Annotated in this window: 16 protein-coding genes and 1 other RNA gene; 5 read left to right on the top strand and 12 right to left on the bottom strand. The window is 69.1% G+C overall.

What is annotated here, in order from left to right:
• The first annotated feature begins 259 nt into the window (after positions 1-259).
• Entirely contained in the window at positions 260-790 is a 531-nt protein-coding gene (locus OXS49_RS28400; RefSeq protein WP_244001642.1) for a DUF1465 family protein, read from the top strand.
• A 313-nt stretch (positions 791-1,103) separates the two neighbouring features.
• On the opposite strand, the gene rpmE is transcribed toward OXS49_RS28400, so the two are convergent.
• Positions 1,104-1,352, bottom strand: coding sequence for a 50S ribosomal protein L31 (rpmE, locus tag OXS49_RS28405; protein ID WP_007565880.1), 249 nt, complete (start codon positions 1,350-1,352; stop codon positions 1,104-1,106).
• Positions 1,353-1,594: 242 nt separating this feature from the next.
• Between rpmE and OXS49_RS28410 the strand changes: the two genes are divergently transcribed.
• Complete coding sequence (locus OXS49_RS28410; RefSeq protein WP_267428015.1) at positions 1,595-3,439, top strand: ABC transporter transmembrane domain-containing protein; 1,845 nt, start codon at positions 1,595-1,597, stop codon at positions 3,437-3,439.
• A 27-nt stretch (positions 3,440-3,466) separates the two neighbouring features.
• On the opposite strand, the gene OXS49_RS28415 is transcribed toward OXS49_RS28410, so the two are convergent.
• The 7 genes from OXS49_RS28415 to OXS49_RS28445 form a co-directional block, all read right to left on the bottom strand.
• Positions 3,467-4,480, bottom strand: a complete 1,014-nt coding sequence (locus OXS49_RS28415; protein ID WP_267428016.1) for a peptidoglycan -binding protein — start codon at positions 4,478-4,480, stop codon at positions 3,467-3,469.
• Positions 4,480-5,472 (bottom strand): MotA/TolQ/ExbB proton channel family protein, encoded by a 993-nt coding sequence (locus tag OXS49_RS28420; protein WP_267428017.1) that lies wholly within the window; start codon positions 5,470-5,472, stop codon positions 4,480-4,482. The genes OXS49_RS28415 and OXS49_RS28420 overlap by 1 nt, the downstream gene beginning before the upstream one ends.
• 168 nt (positions 5,473-5,640) lie before the next feature.
• Positions 5,641-6,459 (bottom strand): TIGR00282 family metallophosphoesterase, encoded by an 819-nt coding sequence (locus OXS49_RS28425; protein WP_267428018.1) that lies wholly within the window; start codon positions 6,457-6,459, stop codon positions 5,641-5,643.
• 3 nt (positions 6,460-6,462) lie between these two features.
• Positions 6,463-7,068: a 5-formyltetrahydrofolate cyclo-ligase gene (locus OXS49_RS28430; protein ID WP_267428019.1), complete on the bottom strand. Its 606-nt coding sequence runs from the start codon at positions 7,066-7,068 to the stop codon at positions 6,463-6,465.
• Positions 7,058-7,214, bottom strand: a non-coding RNA gene (gene ssrS / locus OXS49_RS28435) — 6S RNA. The genes OXS49_RS28430 and ssrS overlap by 11 nt, the downstream gene beginning before the upstream one ends.
• A 269-nt stretch (positions 7,215-7,483) precedes the next feature.
• On the bottom strand, positions 7,484-7,690 hold the full coding sequence (locus OXS49_RS28440) for a hypothetical protein (protein ID WP_267428021.1): 207 nt from the start codon (positions 7,688-7,690) through the stop codon (positions 7,484-7,486).
• Between the two features lie 496 nt (positions 7,691-8,186).
• Positions 8,187-9,716, bottom strand: coding sequence for a formyl transferase (locus OXS49_RS28445; protein ID WP_267428022.1), 1,530 nt, complete (start codon positions 9,714-9,716; stop codon positions 8,187-8,189).
• 256 nt (positions 9,717-9,972) lie between these two features.
• Here OXS49_RS28445 and OXS49_RS28450 point away from each other — a divergent pair, with 256 nt between their 5' ends.
• The 3 genes from OXS49_RS28450 to OXS49_RS28460 all read left to right on the top strand — a co-directional run bounded on the left by OXS49_RS28450 (position 9,973) and on the right by OXS49_RS28460 (position 14,138).
• Positions 9,973-12,072 carry an exopolysaccharide transport family protein gene (locus OXS49_RS28450; protein WP_267428023.1) on the top strand — a complete coding sequence of 700 codons (2,100 nt, stop codon included), beginning with the start codon at positions 9,973-9,975 and terminating at the stop codon, positions 12,070-12,072.
• Positions 12,069-13,373, top strand: a complete 1,305-nt coding sequence (locus OXS49_RS28455) for a VpsF family polysaccharide biosynthesis protein (RefSeq protein WP_346016976.1) — start codon at positions 12,069-12,071, stop codon at positions 13,371-13,373. Before OXS49_RS28450 ends, OXS49_RS28455 begins: the two co-directional genes overlap by 4 nt.
• 150 nt (positions 13,374-13,523) lie before the next feature.
• A complete protein-coding gene (locus tag OXS49_RS28460; protein ID WP_244000342.1) occupies positions 13,524-14,138 on the top strand; it encodes a septation protein A in 615 nt (204 codons plus the stop codon).
• A 3-nt stretch (positions 14,139-14,141) separates the two neighbouring features.
• Here the strand turns inward: OXS49_RS28460 and OXS49_RS28465 are convergent, their stop codons facing one another.
• The 4 genes from OXS49_RS28465 to OXS49_RS28480 all read right to left on the bottom strand — a co-directional run.
• Positions 14,142-14,756, bottom strand: a complete 615-nt coding sequence (locus OXS49_RS28465; protein ID WP_267428024.1) for a DsbE family thiol:disulfide interchange protein — start codon at positions 14,754-14,756, stop codon at positions 14,142-14,144.
• Complete coding sequence (ccmD, locus tag OXS49_RS28470) at positions 14,753-14,896, bottom strand: heme exporter protein CcmD (protein ID WP_244000346.1); 144 nt, start codon at positions 14,894-14,896, stop codon at positions 14,753-14,755. Before ccmD ends, OXS49_RS28465 begins: the two co-directional genes overlap by 4 nt.
• 10 nt (positions 14,897-14,906) lie before the next feature.
• Complete coding sequence (locus OXS49_RS28475; protein WP_244000349.1) at positions 14,907-15,707, bottom strand: heme ABC transporter permease; 801 nt, start codon at positions 15,705-15,707, stop codon at positions 14,907-14,909.
• A gap of 188 nt (positions 15,708-15,895) precedes the next feature.
• The coding region (locus tag OXS49_RS28480) for a hypothetical protein (protein WP_267428026.1) at positions 15,896-16,300 on the bottom strand (405 nt) is incomplete at its 5' end.

The raw sequence follows: 16,300 nt of genomic DNA on the forward strand, positions 1-16,300 counted from the left end.
GCTGCGATCGGGCACGGCTCTCAACCCTTGTTGTGACGCGCTTTCCTCCGCCGAACCGGTGTCCACTTCGGCGGAGAGCGCTCTAGCATCCCCCGGTAGACCGCTTATCTTGATGATCCGCGGTCCGTTAAGGTTAAAAAAGGTTGAAGCCTGCCGCCAGCGTCGATCGGCGCTAGGATTGCAGCGTCGTCGGATAGCACGGGACAGCGGGTCCCGATTCGAGACGGACGGCGCCGTCTGACGGCACGGGAGAGGCAGGATGAACGGCTTCGATGTTACGTTCCGGGACGATCAGGATTGGGTCGATTTCGGCAAGTCCTACGTCAACTCGGACGCCTTCAAGTCTCTGTTCCGTGAGGGCATGAGACTTGTCGAGGAGACGGCCGCCTATCTTGACGGCGAGGGTCGCGACGAATCACGCCTCATCTCGCGCGATGCGACGCTGAGCTACGCGGCGGAAAGCATGCGGCTCACGACGCTGCTGATGCAGGTCGCCTCCTGGCTGCTGGTGCAGCGTGCGGTGGCGGAGGGTGAGATGACGCCGGCCGAGGCGCTTCAGGAGAAGCACCGGGTGAAGCTCGCCAGCAGCGAGCCGCCGAAGCCGCAGGATTTCAACCTGCTACCGGTGCGACTCCAGCAGCTGATCATGCGGGCGCGGCGCCTGCACAGCCGCATCCTGCATCTCGACGTGCTGATCACTGAGGACCGGCCGACGCCCGCCCCGGTGGAGAGCCCGGTCGCTGCCCAGCACGGCCTTCTGCGCATGGCGTTCCGCCTGGGCGAGCGCTGAGGCCCCGGAGGACGGATCGGCTGCGGACGTCGGTCCCGGTTACGTCGCCAGACGGTCCATAACGCGAGGCCAGGAAGGCCTCGGGTCGGCGATCCAACGTACCCCCGTATCCTTCGGTGCCGGACCACAACGGGGGCCCCGAAGGAGATCTCCAGGGATCGCGCTGGCTGGCTGAAGTCCCCCTTCGAGGCGTCTCCACCGCGCCGAGGTGCGCAAGTGCTCGCGTGGTTCAACCGAAACGAAAACGGGCGGCCTCGCGAGGAAACCGCCCGTCCAGAGATTGGCCGCACACGGGGCGCGGCCTTCGCCTCGCTCAGCGCTTGCCGAGGTTGCCGAAGCGCGAGTTGAAGCGCGAAACGCGGCCAGCCCGGTCGAGCATCTTCTGCTCGCCGCCGGTCCACGCCGGATGGGTGAGCGGATCGATATCGAGGTTGAGGGTGTCGCCCTCTTTGCCGTAGGTCGAACGGGTCCGGTACTCGGTACCGTCCGTCATCACGACCTTGATGAAGTGGTAGTCGGGGTGCTCTGTCCCCTTGGCCTTCGCGGCCGCGTCCTTCGCCATGACCTGTCGTCCCTAATCTGGCACGCCGGCGGGAAGCGCAGGAGGCGCCGCCCGGCCCGGAATGCGGAAGATGACACCGGTTGCACCGAACCGTGGGTTCGTGCAACGGCACGTACAAGCCGACCGTGGTGGCGGCCCGCGGCCATTGAACACACGCAATCGGATGAGCGGCGGCGTATACCGCACGCGCTTCCCGGTCACAAGCGCCGCGGACCGGGAGAGTGAGGGACACGAGAGGCGTAATGGCCCGTAAACCCAAGGTGGCCGTTGAGGGGCGGCCCAAAGCTCCGCTGAGCGCGCTTCGGCCGCTGCTCCCGTTCGCGCTGCGCTACCGCGGCCGGATCATCGGCGGAGTCCTTGCCCTCGCCTGCGCGTCGGCCTCGACGCTGGTGGTCCCCATCGCGATGCGCCGGGTGATCGACCACGGCTTCACGGCCGACGGATCAGGCGTCATCGATGCCTATTTCCTCGCCCTGCTCGGGGTGGTGGCGGCCTTCGCGCTGTCGAGCGCGGCCCGGGTCTACACCGTGGTGACGCTCGGCGAGCGGGTCGTGGCGGATCTGCGGGCGGCCGTGTTCGCCCGGCTCACGATCCTCGATCCCGCCTTCTTCGACCGGGCGCAGTCGGGCGAGATCGTCTCGCGCCTCACCGCGGACGCGACGCAGATCAAATCGGCCTTCGGGGTCTCGGTCTCGATCCTGCTGCGCAACCTGTTCCTGTTCGTGGGCGCCACCGCCATGATGGTGATCACGAGCCCGCGGCTGTCCGTGATGGTGCTGGCGGCGATTCCACTGATCGTCTTTCCGCTGATCCTGTCGGGCCGCGGCGTGCGGCGCCGGTCCAGGGCTGCCCAGGACCGGCTGGCCGAGGCCTCCGCGTATGCCGCCGAGGCGGTCGGGGCCGTGCGAACCATGCAGGCGTTCGGGCGCTCGGGCAGCACGGCCGCCCGGTTCGCCGGGGCGTCCGAGGAGGCCTACGGGGCCGCCCGCGATTCGATCCGGGCGCGGGCGCTGCTGACGGGGGTCGCGATCTTCCTGATCTCTGCCTCCGTGGTCGGGGTGATGTGGTACGGCGCGCAAGGCGTGCTCAGCCACACGATGACCGGGGGCGAACTCTCGCAGTTCGTGCTCTACGCGGTGTTCGGCGCCGGGGCGCTCGGCCAGCTCTCCGAGGTCTACGGGGACCTCGCCATGTCGGCGGGCGCCGCCGAGCGGCTGACCGAGATCCTGGCCGCCGAGCCCGCGATCCGCGCGCCTGTGCCGGCCCTCCCGCTGCCGGAGCCCGCGCACGGCGCGGTGACCTTCGAGGCGGTGCGCTTCGCCTATCCCACGCGGCCCGGCCACACCGCGCTGGGCGGCCTGAGCTTCGCAGCGGCCCGCGGCGAGCGGATCGCCATCGTGGGCCCGTCCGGGGCGGGTAAGTCGACGGTGTTTCAGCTGCTGCTGCGCTTCTACGATCCGCAGGACGGCCGCGTTCTGGTCGACGGTGCGAACATCGCGCAGGTCGATCCCGAGCACTTGCGCGCCCGCATCGCCCTGGTGCCGCAGGATCCGGTGGTGTTCTCCGGCACCGTCACCGAGAACATCCGCTACGGCCGGCCCGAGGCGAGCGAGGCGGAGGTCCGGCATGCCGCCGAGCTTGCCCACGCGCATGGCTTCGTCACGGCCCTGCCCCAGGGCTACGACACGCAGGTCGGCGAGCGCGGCGTGACGCTCTCGGGCGGCCAGCGGCAACGGATCGCCATCGCAAGGGCGATCCTCAAGGACGCGCCGATCCTGCTCCTCGACGAGGCGACCTCGGCGCTCGACGCCGAATCCGAACGCGCTGTGCAGGCTGCCCTCGACACCCTGATGCGGGGGCGCACCACCCTGGTCATCGCCCACCGGCTCGCCACGATTCGTGCCGCCGACCGGATCCTGGTCCTCGACGATGGCCGCATCGTCGAGACGGGGACCCACGAGAGCCTGCTGGCGCAGGGCGCGCTCTACGCGCAGCTTGCGAACCTGCAATTCACGGATGCCCTCGACGAGACCGCCCGGGGCAAGGAGCCCCGCACGAGGGGCGAGCGGCTGCCGGCGGCCGAGTGAGCCGCCCTCCCGAAAGGGAGAGTCCCTCTATCGCTCGGTGAGCTTCATCTCGATCCGGCGGTTGCGGGCATAGGCGTCCTCGGTGGTACCGGCATCGAGCGGCTGGAACTCGCCGAAGGCGCCGGCCAGAAGATGCTGCGGCGGGATGCTCTTGCCGGCGAGGTACTGAACCACCGCGATGGCGCGGGCGGCCGAGAGCGCCCAGTTCGACGGGAATTGCGACGTGCTGATCGGACGGGCATCGGTGTGGCCGTCGACCCGCAGCACCCAGGGCAGATCCACCGGGATCTGCTTGGCCAGATCCGAGATCGCCCCGGCGATCCGGTCGAGTTCGGGCCCGGCTTCGGGCTTGAGGGTCGCCGAGCCCGCCGGGAACAGCACCTCCGATTGCAGCACGAACCGGTCGCCGACCACGCGGATGTCGGGGCGGTTGCCCAGGATCTGGCGCAGGCGCCCGAAGAAGTCCGACCTGTAGCGCGCCAATTCCTGGACCTTCTGGGCCAGGGCGACGTTCAGCCGGCTGCCGAGTTCGGCGATGCGGGCCTGCGATTCCCGGTCGCGGCTCTCGGAAGCCGACAGCGCATCCTCCAGCGCGGCGAGCTGACGGCGCATGGCGCTGATCTGCTCGTTCAGCAGGTCGATCTGCGACAGCGCCCGCTTGGTCGCGCCCCGCTCGGCGTCCAGCTGCTTGTCGAGGGCGCCCGTGGCCCCATGGCTGACGGTCGCGGCCTCGGCCTGGGTCTTCGCCTGATCGCGCTCGGCCTCGACGCCGGCCAACGTCGTGCGCAGGTTACGGACCTCGTCCTCCTGCGTGCGGCGGCTCGAGCGCTCCAGGGCGAGGAGATCGGTGAGATCGGCGATCTGGCGGTTGAGTTTTGCGAGCGTCTCGTCCCGCCCGGTGAGCTCCTGCGACAGGAAGAACTGACCGACCACGAACACCGTCAGCAGGAAGACGACCGCGAGCAGCAGCGTCGCCAGCGCGTCGACATAGCCCGGCCAGACATTGAGGGTGCGCCTGGACCGTGCCGCCCTGGACGCCATCAGACCCGCTCCCGGCCGAGCCGGTCGAGCACCTGCTTCAATTCCCGCTCACGGCTGGCCTGAGCCTCGACCCAGTCGCGGATCATCTGTTGCTCGGCGCGCATGTGCTGCACGAGCCCCTGGATGCCCTCGGCGAGGTTGGTCATGGCGAGCGTTGCGGCGCGGCTGCCACCGCCCTCGGCCACAAGGGCGGTCAGGCGATCGATCGCCTCCTTCAACTCCTGCGTGCCCGCTCCCCCCGCCGCCCGGACCGGCACAGACGCGTCGGCGGCGACGGCCGCGACGGCGGCCTCGCCGGACATCAGCCAGTCCTGCAATTCGTTGTGGAAACGCGCATGGGCCTGGCCCGCCTGCAACTCCAGGAAGCCGGTGATCAGCGACGAGGCGAGGCCGAACAGCGAGGCCGAGAACGCCAGACCGATTCCCGATAACGGGACCGCCAGGCCCGATTTCAGCTCGTCGAACATCACGCCGGCATCGCCGCCGCCGCGCATGCCCTTGATCACGCCGCCCACGGCCGAGAGCGTATCGATCAGGCCCCAGAAAGTGCCGAGCAGGCCCAGCAGGATCAGGATGCCCGCGATGTAGCGCAGGATCTCGCGCCCCTCGTCGAGGCGGGCCGCGATGATGTCGAGATAGCCGGCGGTGCCCGGCAGCGTCGCCCCCGCGGTCCGGGCCGCGACCATCGGCACCATGGGCGCCAGAAGGGCGGGCGGGCGTTTCGACGGCGCATTGCGCGCCGCCGCGTTGACGTAGGCGACCTCGCGGAACAGGTGGATCACCTGTCCGAAGGCGATCACGACCGCGATCAACAGAACCCCGAGGATCAGTCCGTTCAGGCCGGGGTTGGCCAGGAAGGCCGGCGTGATCTGCTTGAACAGAATGAAGGCGAGGAAGCCGACCAGGATGAGAAAGACGACCATGCGCCCGAGATAGATCCCGGGCTGTGCCAGCGGCCCCTTGGTGTTCTCGCCGGTATCGCGGGCGGCCATCGGTCGCTCTAGCCTGATCTCAGAAGATGCGGCCGCCGGCGGCGTCCGTCAGGGTCACTGTGGCGGCAGGGCCGGACGCGATCAAGTCGCGCACAGGACGCAGTTGCGTCGCGTGGTGAACGGCAGACAGTTCCGGGTCTCTCCCGCGCGATGCGAGCGAGGCCAAGCCTAATCCCAGAAGTGCGGTGCGCTTCCTTCGAGATGCGGCCCGAGCCGGAGCGCCGCAACCTGGGTGGCGAGCCCCCGCGCATCGATCTCGACCGCGATGCCGCTGAGCGTGCCCTCGCCGGTGGCGACCTCCCAGCGGGAGCCCGGCGTCTTCTGGATCATCCGGCGGATCGGCTCGTCCTTCTGCATGCCGATCACCGAGTCGTAATCGCCGCACATGCCGGCATCCGACATGTAGGCGGTGCCGCCGGGCAGGATCCGGTGATCGGCGGTCGGCGTATGGGTGTGAGTGCCGACCACGAGGCTCGCCCGGCCGTCGAGATAATGACCGAAGGCCTGCTTCTCGCTGGTCGCCTCGGCATGGATATCCACCACCACGGCGTCGGCAGCGGCCCCCAGCGGGCAGGCCATGATTTCGCGTTCCACCGCAGCGAAGGGGTCGTCCATCGCGTCGAGGAAGACGCGGCCCATCACGTTGACCACGAGGACGCGGGCGCCCCCCTGCGTCTCCACCACGGTGGCGCCCCGTCCGGGCGTTCCGGGCGGGTAATTGGCCGGGCGCACGAGGCGCGGCTGTCGGGCGATGAACACCAGGGCCTCGCGCTGGTCGAAGCTGTGATTGCCGAGCGTCACCGCGTCGGCACCGGCCTGGATCAGCTCGTCGCAGATCGACTCGGAGATGCCGAAGCCGCCGGCCGCGTTCTCGCCGTTCACCACGACGCAGTCGAGCCGCCACCGGTCCCGCAGGCGCGGCAGCTGTTCGCACACCGCGATGCGACCCGATCGGCCGACGACATCGCCGAGGAAGAGCAACCGCATCCGTCAGGCCGTCCTGTCGAAGCGGATCAGACCCGCCTCGGTAATCACGCAATCGAGCGGCCGGTCGTGTGGCTCAGCCGGCACGTGCGCCACCTCCTGCACGGCAAAGCCGATGCCGACGGTGAAGACCGGGTGGCTGCGCGACAGCCGCTCGATCGCGCCGTCGTAATAACCGCGGCCGTACCCGATCCGCTGGCCGGTCCGGTCGAAGGCGGCGAGCGGCACGATCAGCGCGTCGGGATCCACGGGTGGCAGGGAGGGGTCGGGTTCGCTCAGGCCGAAGCTGCCGGAGACCAGCGCGTCCCCGGCACGCCATTCCCGGAACACGAGCCCTTCTTTGGTGACCTGCGGCAGGGCCACGGCTTGGCCGCGGGCGATCAGCCCCTCAGCGGCGGGGCGGGGATCCACCTCGCTGCGGATCGGCCAGAAGGCTCCCACGAGCCGGGCGCGCGTCAATTCGGGTAAGCCAAGGAGCGCGTGGGCGATCGCCGCAGAGGCGGCCTGCCGGTCTTCCGCGCCGAGCGCGTCACGAGCCGCCAAGGCTGCGCGGCGCAGCTCGGGTTTGCGCGCCGCATCGGCAGGATCGGAGAAAGACGAGTGCGGAGCCACGTGAGCCGTTGGAGGATCGATCCCGGGAAACCTACAGAGTAGGTGGGCGCCGTGTTGGCCAGGTCCAGGGACGAGGCCAGGGACAGCTCCCGAGGGAGTCGATAAGGCCCCGGGGATAGTGCTCCTGACGAACTCTGCAGCCCCGCCTGCAATATGTAGCGGTCCGGACGCCGTCCCGCCAGGGCTATGCGGCTAAGAAATTGGTGCCCAGCGCGGGGGAGGCCAATCCCCCGCGCCCTTGCCCGCAGCCCGCACGAGGCGTCGGACCGTATCCTCGTCAAAGGCGACGCGGCCAAACGCGGATGCGATCGACGGCTGTAGATTCTCCTCAGCCATCTGGTTCGGCCCCACCGGGATCGAACCAGGGATCGCCGGTGCTGCCACACCGTCGCGCGCGTCACCCGTGCTGGATGGCTTACGAGGCGCGATCGGCGGCCTGCGCAGCCGTCCTGTCCCGCGCCTCATTTCTACGCAGCAGCGAGATCTTCGCGTGATCCTCGATGGCCAAGTTCAGAACCGCATCGCTTTGCCGAGGAGAAACCTTGTGCGCGGATCTCGGATCGGCGGATTGGGCGTGCTGCGTGGTCTTGACGCTGTCGGAGTGCTTCGTCTCGGACTTCACGGCATGCGATTGAGCAGCATGCGTGTGAGCGGTGGATACCGGGGCGACGGACGTACGCATCGGATAACTCCTATTGAGCGGCGCGCCTCCAGTGAGTCGACGTTAATCTGATCGACTCGCCGAGCGGATGCATGATCGAGCAGCAGATATCAGACTTGTCTTTGCCCAGTATGAGTCCGCATCCCGCACGATCAGCCGCTTTCGACATCCGCACGTCAGAGATTTGGCAAACATAGACCAAATGTCAAGCGTCGATATATAGCGCGACGCTTCGACTTTATCCGATATTATATATGAAATTGTCGCGCATAATTCTAATTCCGTGGCCTGAAGCATATAAAACTAGATTGTAAAATATTCAGATCCTTAAAAATTCTCGATTGCGCTGGCCGCACGGTGCTGCCCGAACCCGAAAGCGGTTCCGGTTCGCAGTTTCGGTATCACGGCGGCCGTCCCAAGCCCCAAAATGGATGCCCCTGCAACGGCTTGGTTCGGATCACCCCTGGCGCCGCGTGCGGCCCCGGATCGTAAAGCGCGGCGCGCGCGCGGCCCCGTCGATGCACTCGATCCCGCCGCCCGCGTTCAAAGTGTGCAGGCGATTGCCAGGCCAGGCCGGGCCGGGCTCGACTCGGCCGATCACGGTCTGGGCGAATCCCGCCGGATCGAGGCGGTCGATCCGCGCGAGCACCAGGGCGCGGCCATAGCCGGCGGCGCAATCCTGGATCGGGCGGATCAATCGGCCGCCCCGCGGCACGATCCGGCCCGCCGGACGCGCCAGGGACGGATCGACGAGGACCGGATTGGCCGGATGCGGCGTGTAGGGGCCACGGTAATCGGGCGAAGACCAGAGGTGCAGCGCGTCGTGGAAGGAGCCCGCGCCGGACGGCGCACCGAGGCCGGCGTCGCGCACGGTGGCGAAGATCCACCAGCGGCCTGCATGCTCCACAAGGGTCGCGTCGCTCGCCACCACGCCGGAGAGGAGCGTCGCCTCCTTGACCCAGCCGCCGGGGAAGCGCGTGGCGCGGTAGAGGTCGACCGTCCCGGCGGCGGAACTCTCCGGCACCATCCAGACGCCTCCGTCCCGCTCGAACACGAACGGGTAGGACAAGTGATGCGCCTCCTCCAGAACCGGCACCGGCGCGCCCTCCGGCCCGTCCGGCCCGAAGCGGACGGCCGAGATGATCGCCTTGCCCGTGGCGTGCGGGAAATCCTCGACGAAGAGGTGCGTGCTGCCCCGAACGGAGATCGGAAAGGGATCGGCATAAAAGCGCCGACCGTCATCGGGCAGGACGGACCAGCCCGCTTCGGGATGGCGCCCCAGATCGATCAGGTCCGGCCCGGCGAGGCGCCGCCAGCCGCAGCGCCAGTGCGGAGCGTAGTAGCAGAGGCGGTACAGACGCTGGATCAGGGCGCCCGCAAGCATGCGCCCGGCCCGCACGCCGAGGCGCGGAACCGTCAGCACCACGCGATGACCGACAAGCGCGTCGCCGGCGCCCCCTGCCGCGGCCCGTCCCGCGATGCGGTCGCGCAGGGACGCCGCGATCAGCGTGATCGTCCGGGCGAGCGCATCCTCGAAACTGGCCAGCACGATCCCGGGCCGATCGGCGCCCAGGCGGCCAGCAGCGCGGATTGCCCCATTCTCCACCAGGGTGAGGCGCGGCACCGCATCGGCGAGCAGGCGCGCCAACAGGGCGTCCGTGCCGACGCGGTCGTCATACGCGATGTGCCATATAGCCGGGCCGGACGGGACATCGCCGCACAGGTCGAGGACGAGATCCGGTCGGGCGGAGGGCTGGCGCCAGGGCTCGAACGCGGCACCGGGGACCGGCTCCGTGCCGAAGCGGGGCAATCCGTGAACCAGCGCCTCGAGCCGGAACAGCAGATCGGCCGTGTGCGGCCACGCCCCGGATGCCGGCGCGTCGTCGACGCTGACCGCAGCGAGACCGGGGATCTCGCCGATCCGCCGCAGCAGAGCCACGTGCCAGCCCTGCGGGTTGGAACCGTCGAGGCGAACGCGCACATGCATCGGTCAGTGCGCCCTCATCCAGCAGCGTGCCACATCACGCAATGAACCGCCCCGCTCCAATCCCCAACCGTAACGCGCGTGATACATGGTAAATATCATCCGAAGTTGCGCGAGGTGTTTACCGGGAACGCAGTAATGGATACGTCTAGTTGGGACAACTTCAGTTTCGGTAGCTTATCACCTGCATGCGCGACTCTTGCCTGCTCGGGTACGGCCCCCGCGAGTCTGGCCAAGATTGAGACGACGGTGACCGATCGTGACACGGATCGACCCTAACCTCGCTGTCGCGACCTGGCTGGCGCCGGTGCAGCCGGCTCTGCCCGAGCGGCCCGTCCGGCTGGAGACGAGCGCCGAGGCGGGCGACCTGTGGCGCATCCTCTGGCGGCGCAAGACGCTGGTGATCGGGACCGCCCTGCTGCTCGCCCTGCTGGCCCTGATCTATGCCCTGCTCACGCCATCCCTCTACACGGCGACCGCCCAGATCCTGATCGACCCGCGCGACCGTCAGGTCGTGTCCAACGACGTCAATCCGGGCACGCTCTCGCCGGATGGCGGCATCGCGCAGGTCGAGAGTCAGGTGAAGGTGATCGAATCCGATGCGGTTCTGGGCCGGGCCGTGGCCCAGACCAAGCTCGAATCGGAACCCGGCTTCGGCGCACCCCGCAACCTCTGGCTGACCCGCACCGTGGCCGCGCTGCGGGCGCTGGTCACCGGGCCGCAGCCCGAGCGGAAGGTCGACGCGCAGGGCCGCGCCCTCGCGCAGCTCCGGCGCAAGCTCGCGGTGAAGCGGGCCGACAAGGTGTTCGTGATCGACGTGATCGTCACCACGGAGGATCCCGACCTCTCGGCAAGGATCGTCAACGCGATCGCCAACGCCTACCTGACGGACCAGACCGAGGCGCGCGCCGATGCCGCCCGGCGCGCGGCGGGCGATCTGCGGGGCCGGCTCGACGAGCTACGCCAAGCGGTCAACGTCGCCGACAAGAAGCTGGAGGATTACAAGGCCCGCGCCGGCCTGATCACCGCCAGCGGCCGGCTCGTCAACGAGCAGCAGCTGACCGACCTCAACAGCCGGCTGGTGGCGGCCCAGGCCCGGACCGCCGACGCGCAGGCGCGGCTTCAGGGGATCCGCGACGCCCGCGGCCGGGCGGTCGGCGCCGGCGCGATGCCGGAGGCGGTGCAGTCGGCGGCGATCGACCGCCTGCGCGGGCAGTACGCCGAACTCGCCGCCAAGGAGGCGGACCTGCGCACCAATCTCGGCGAGCGCCATCCGTTCATCGCCGCCGTGCGCACCCAGATGCAGGATGTCCGCCGCCTGATCGACGCCGAGCTCAACCGGATCGCGGGCGCGGCCGAGACCGAGGCCCACCGCGCCCAGGCCAACGAGCGGACGCTCACCGCCGAGCTGAATCGGCTCCGGCAACAGGCGGCGGTCAATTCCCAGTCTTCGGTGCAGCTGCGCGAACTGGAGCGCGAGGTCGAGGCGGCGCGCTCGGTCTACAACGCGTTCCTGGTCCGCGCCCGGGAGATCAAGGAGCAGAGCAGCATCGACAGCTCGAACGCGCGGATCATCACGGCGGCCCGCCCGCCGGAGGATCCGAGCTGGCCGCCGCGGCTGATCCTGATCGCCGCAGCCCTGTTCGGCGGGATCGGCCTCGGCGCGGGGCTCGCGCTGATGCGGGAATACCTCGCCCCCACGGTGCTGTCGCCGCGCCAGCTGGAGCGGATCTCGAACGCGCCGGTCGTGGCGGTCCTGCCGGGCCTGCGACCGCGGGGCGCCAACGCGACGGCCGCGGGCATCACCCTGGACCATCTCGCCGCGACCGCCGGCAGCCACGGGCGCTCGCTCGTGCTGATGGTGACGTCGGGCGAATCGGACCAGAAGCGGCGCCGGGCCGTGATCGGGCTGCTCGCCGCGGTGGCGATCGGGCGCGGCGACCGGGTCCTGCTCGTGGACGCGGATCTGCGCGGCTACGGCCCGAGCACCGGCGGCCTTCTCGACGTGCTGCGCGGCGAGCAGAGCCTCAACGCGGTGACCGAGACCGATCCGAAATCCGGCGCGCGCCGGATTGGGCTCGGCGATACGAGCAAGCCGGTCCGCGAGGCCCTCACAGTCGATAACGTCGAGCGGTTCGTGGCCGGCGTGAAGGCCCGCTTCGAGCTGGTGATCGTGGATGGCGGGGTGCTGAGCGAGAACCTGCGGCTCGGCCCCCTGGCGAACGCGGCCGACCGGGTCCTGATGGTGGCCTGCAACGGCGCGACCCGCCAGCGCGACCTGATCGACCTCGTCGACACCTCCGAGGTGCTGGGCCGGCCGATCTCCGGCTCCCTGTTCCTCACGCGGCGCCGGGCGTGAGGCTCGCGCGGGCCGAACCCGCGGCCTTGTCGATCGCGCCGCTGCGGGCGGGCACATCGCGGCGCGGTGCAATGGCCCGGGCCGAGTCCCTGATCTTCGTCATCTGGGCGGGGCTCCTCGTCGGTGTCTCGGGGGGCCTGCTGTGGGTGTTCGGGCTCAATTACGACGGGCTCACCGGTTCGGCCGCCTCCAAGATCCACCCGGCGACCTACCTCGCGGTCGCGCTGTTCGGCTGGATGCTGCTGCGCGCCGGTAATCCGGTGACCCCGGTGGCGCAGGCTTTGAATCGCCGGCCCGCCAGCGTGCTGCTCGCCGTGTGCGGCGTGCTGCTCCTCGCCCTGATCGCGGCCCGCGGCGGGAACGGGCTCGCGGGCTCGATCGACACCTTCGTGCTGGCGGGCCTCCTGCCGATCCTGCTGCTCGATCGCGACGTGGAGACCCTCGGGCGGATCGAGATCGTGTTTCATCTCGTGATGCTCGCCAACGCGCTGCTCGGCCTCTACGAGCTCGCCAGCGGCCAGCGCTTCTTCCCGTTCCGCCTCGACGGCGCGGATTTCGACTGGGACACGCGCTCGGCGGCCCTGCAGGGCCATCCGCTCAGCAATGCGACCGTCACGGCCTGCTACATCCTGGCGCTCGCCGCGGGCGGTGGCCGGCTGGGGCGGGCGCTGCGCACCGGCGTGATCGCCCTGCAGCTCGTGGCGCTGGTGACGTTCGGCGGGCGCTCCGCCGTCGTGATCACGCTCATCCTCGGCGGCGCGGTCGGGCTCGTTGCACTCGGGCGCGTCCTGCGCAGTGGGCGGATCCCACTGATCGGCGCGGCCTGCGCCTGCTTCGCGCTGACGCTGGTGCCGGTCGCCGTGGCGGTGCTGGCCGCGCTCGGCTTCTTCGACACCCTTCTGGACCGGTTCGCCTGCGACGGCGGCAGCGCGCAGGCCCGGGTCGACATGCTGGAAATCTTCCGCGCGATCCCGTTCCGGGACCTGCTGCTCGGCCCGGATCTCCAGCAGGTCACCACCCTGCGGCGGATCTACGGGCTGGAATGGGGCATCGAGAACTCGATCCTCTCGACTCTGCTCTACCAGGGCATCCTGATGACGACGCTCCTCGTGGTCGCGGTGGGCCTGTACCTCGCCGAGGTCGCGCGCATCTGCCGGCACGGCGTCTGGTTGCCGATCCTCGCCTTCGTGATCCTGGTCAACACCTTCGAGGGGCTGGCGGGCAAGACCACGCTGCTGGCGAAATTCGCCCTGATGCTGATCGTCCTGTTCCCGAAGGCACCGCTCCCCAGGCACGCCTGAGACCGGCCGGCGCCCGATGGGCTCAAGGCGCCCGATCTCGCTCGTTTCGATCGTGATGGACAACGCGCGCGCCGCGTTCCACACACCCCACGAATCCAGTCCGGCCCCCCGCCCGTACCGCGGGCGCCGCATCCGAGCCAACTGACGCGCATGCAGATCGAATCCGTCCCTCCGCGCCGCCACCTGCCGCCGCTGATGAAGCTGGCGCTCGAACTCGGCCCGCTGGTCCTGTTCTTTCTCGGGAATGCGTACGCGGAAAAATTCGGCGTCGCCCCCGACCAGAAGCTGTTCGTGGCCACCGGTCTGTTTATCGCGGCGACCGTGGTGGCGCTGGCGATCCACTACGTGCTGATGCGGCGCCTGCCGATCATGCCGCTGGTGTCGGGCGCGGTCGTCATCGTCTTCGGCGGGTTGACCCTGGCGCTGCAGGACAAGACCTTCATCATGGTCAAGCCGACCATCGTGAACGCCCTGTTCGGCACCATCCTGCTCGGCGGCCTCGCCTTCGGGCGGCCGCTCCTGTCGGTGGTGCTCGACTCGATGTTCAGCCTCACCGAGGAGGGCTGGCGCAAGCTGACCTTCCGCTGGGGCCTGTTCTTCTTTGTGCTGGCGGCGCTGAACGAGATCGTGTGGCGGACGCAGACCGAGGATTTCTGGGTGAACTTCAAGGTGTTCGGCATCATGCCGATCACCGTGCTGTTCGCCCTGGCGCAGACACCGCTGCTCTCCCGCTACGAGACCAAGGCGCCGCAGCCGGAGGCGTGAGCCCTACTGGGCCGCCGCGACCTTACCGACGGCCCGGATCCGCGTGAGCACGCTCGCAAAGTTATCCGGTGTGAGGATGCCGACGAGCTTGTCGCGGATCACCCCGTCCGGCCCGACGATGAAAGTTTCAGGTACGCCGTAGACGCCGAAATCGATCGCCGCGCGCCCGCTCGCGTCGGCGCCGACGGCGCTGAACGGCACGCCGTGCCGCGCGAGGAAGCGCTGCCCGGCCTCCGGGTTCGGCTCCTTGTAGTCGATGCCGACGAGCCGGATGCCGGGCTCCTTGGCCAGCCGCATCAGCATCGGGTGCTCGACCTGGCAGGGCGCGCACCACGAGGCGAACACGTTGATCACCGTGATCTGCCCCTTCAGCTCGGCGCTCGACAGACCCGGCACGGGAACGCCGGCGGCGGTGAGCCCCGGCACGGCCGGCAGGTCGAAGCTCGGCACGGGCTTGCCGATCATCGCCGAGGGCAAAGCGGCCGGGTCGACCCCGGAGCGCAGGCGCAGGAAGAACACGGCGGCCAGCAGCACGAAGGCGAGCGCCGGCACGATCAGCAGCAGGGAGCGGCGGACCGGAAGCGGTCGCTCGGTCACATCGTCGTGCAGGTCGGTCATCGGCGGTCCTCGCCGAAACCCTTGAGCGCCCGCAGCTGCGCCCGCCGGTCGCGGATCGCGTTGCCGACCAGCGCGGCCATCACCAGTGTCGTGAAGGCGTAGGCCACCAGGATGAAGCCGCCGTGAGACCCGAGATCCATCGTGCCGATCCTAAACCGGTTGGCCCACCGGCAGCCTGGTCGCGGGCTGCGGCGTGATGCGGGGCTGAACGCGATCCAGGCGCTCGGCTTCGCGGATCGTCAATGTCCGGACCCGGCGCCGCATGATCTCGGTGCGCATCGCGTAGAGGTGCAGCGTGGTGCCGCCGAGCGTCGCTGCGCCGATCATGATGAGCAGCGGGTAGAGCATCGACGGGTCGATGGTCGAGCCGCCCATGCGCAGGATCGAGGCCGGCTGGTGCAGAGTCGACCACCAGTTCACCGAGAATTTGATGATCGGCAGGTTCACGGCGCCGACCAGCGTCAGGATCGCGACCGCGCGGGCGGCGCGGTTCGGATCCTCCAGCGTGCGCCAGAGGGCGATGATGCCGCAATAGATCAGCAGCAGGATCAGCATCGAGGTCAGCCGCGCGTCCCAGACCCAGTAGGTCCCCCACATCGGCTTGCCCCAGAGGGAGCCGGTCACGAGGCAGATCAGCGTGAAGGCCGCGCCGATCGGCGCCGCCGCGCGCTGGGCCACGTCGGCCAGCGGATGGCGCCAGACCAGGGAGCCGATCGCCGAGACGCTCATGGCCCCGTAGAAGAAGACGCCGAGCCACGCCGCCGGGACATGGATGTACATGATCCGCACGGTCTCGCCCTGCTGGTAGTCGGGCGGCACGGTGAAGAAGGTCTGGTACAGGCCCACGGCCAGCACGGCGAGCGACAGGGCCGTGAGCCACGGCACCAGCGCTCCCGACCACCGCATGAAATGGCTGGGATTCGACAGGCGGGTCCAGAGTGAAGGCGTCATCGCGGCTGCTGTCTCGGACATCGTGATCGCCGGTCTACCCTAGGGTGCGGTGCAGCAACAATGCGGGTCGTCGGCGCAGTCTCCGGGATCGCCGAAATGTGGTCGCCTGTGGAGCCCGTTCGCGCGCAGACGACGGGCCGGGGACCCACAGGGTCAGGACGATGCCGAACCCCGATGCGGCGCAGGCTTCAGGCCATTCCGTGCATCGCCTTCCCCGCAATGGGGACAGTCAAGCCACATGCCTCCGCCGAACACCCGGACGTTGAGAAACAACGGCGTTTCTCCTCTCTCCGCATGCCTTGCAGATTCACACTTCTCCACTCGACACTCAACATTTTCAGAAGAAAGCGCTTTTCCCTCCCCCTTGTGGGGAAGGGCCAGGGGTCGGGGTGGTGCAGGATCGAGCGCAGCGGTGCCGCCTGCACCACCCCCACGCGGGATCTGCGATCCCCAAACACCTCCCCGCAAGCTCGAGCGATCCCGGGCAAGCCCTGGGTCGCCAGGGCAGAAGAAAATGCCGCGGCCAGCGATGTATGAACATCGTAGCCGGCAAAAATGCGAAGGATGTGCCGACCGCCGACCGTGTAAATGTC

The sequence above is a fragment of the Methylobacterium sp. GC_Met_2 genome (assembly GCF_026540795.1).
GTDB lineage: Bacteria > Pseudomonadota > Alphaproteobacteria > Rhizobiales > Beijerinckiaceae > Methylobacterium.

Bases quoted from the DNA above. Each gene is read 5' to 3' on its own strand.
- OXS49_RS28420 (WP_267428017.1), bottom strand. From the start codon at position 5,472: ATGGCCGCCCGCGATACCGGCGAGAACACCAAGGGGCCGCTGGCACAG.
- OXS49_RS28460 (WP_244000342.1), top strand. From the start codon at position 13,524: ATGCAGATCGAATCCGTCCCTCCGCGCCGCCACCTGCCGCCGCTGATG.
- OXS49_RS28400 (WP_244001642.1), top strand. From the start codon at position 260: ATGAACGGCTTCGATGTTACGTTCCGGGACGATCAGGATTGGGTCGAT.
- OXS49_RS28465 (WP_267428024.1), bottom strand. From the start codon at position 14,756: ATGACCGACCTGCACGACGATGTGACCGAGCGACCGCTTCCGGTCCGC.
- OXS49_RS28445 (WP_267428022.1), bottom strand. From the start codon at position 9,716: ATGCATGTGCGCGTTCGCCTCGACGGTTCCAACCCGCAGGGCTGGCAC.
- rpmE (WP_007565880.1), bottom strand. From the start codon at position 1,352: ATGGCGAAGGACGCGGCCGCGAAGGCCAAGGGGACAGAGCACCCCGAC.
- OXS49_RS28475 (WP_244000349.1), bottom strand. From the start codon at position 15,707: ATGACGCCTTCACTCTGGACCCGCCTGTCGAATCCCAGCCATTTCATG.
- OXS49_RS28410 (WP_267428015.1), top strand. From the start codon at position 1,595: ATGGCCCGTAAACCCAAGGTGGCCGTTGAGGGGCGGCCCAAAGCTCCG.
- OXS49_RS28415 (WP_267428016.1), bottom strand. From the start codon at position 4,480: ATGGCGTCCAGGGCGGCACGGTCCAGGCGCACCCTCAATGTCTGGCCG.
- OXS49_RS28425 (WP_267428018.1), bottom strand. From the start codon at position 6,459: ATGCGGTTGCTCTTCCTCGGCGATGTCGTCGGCCGATCGGGTCGCATC.
- ccmD (WP_244000346.1), bottom strand. From the start codon at position 14,896: ATGGATCTCGGGTCTCACGGCGGCTTCATCCTGGTGGCCTACGCCTTC.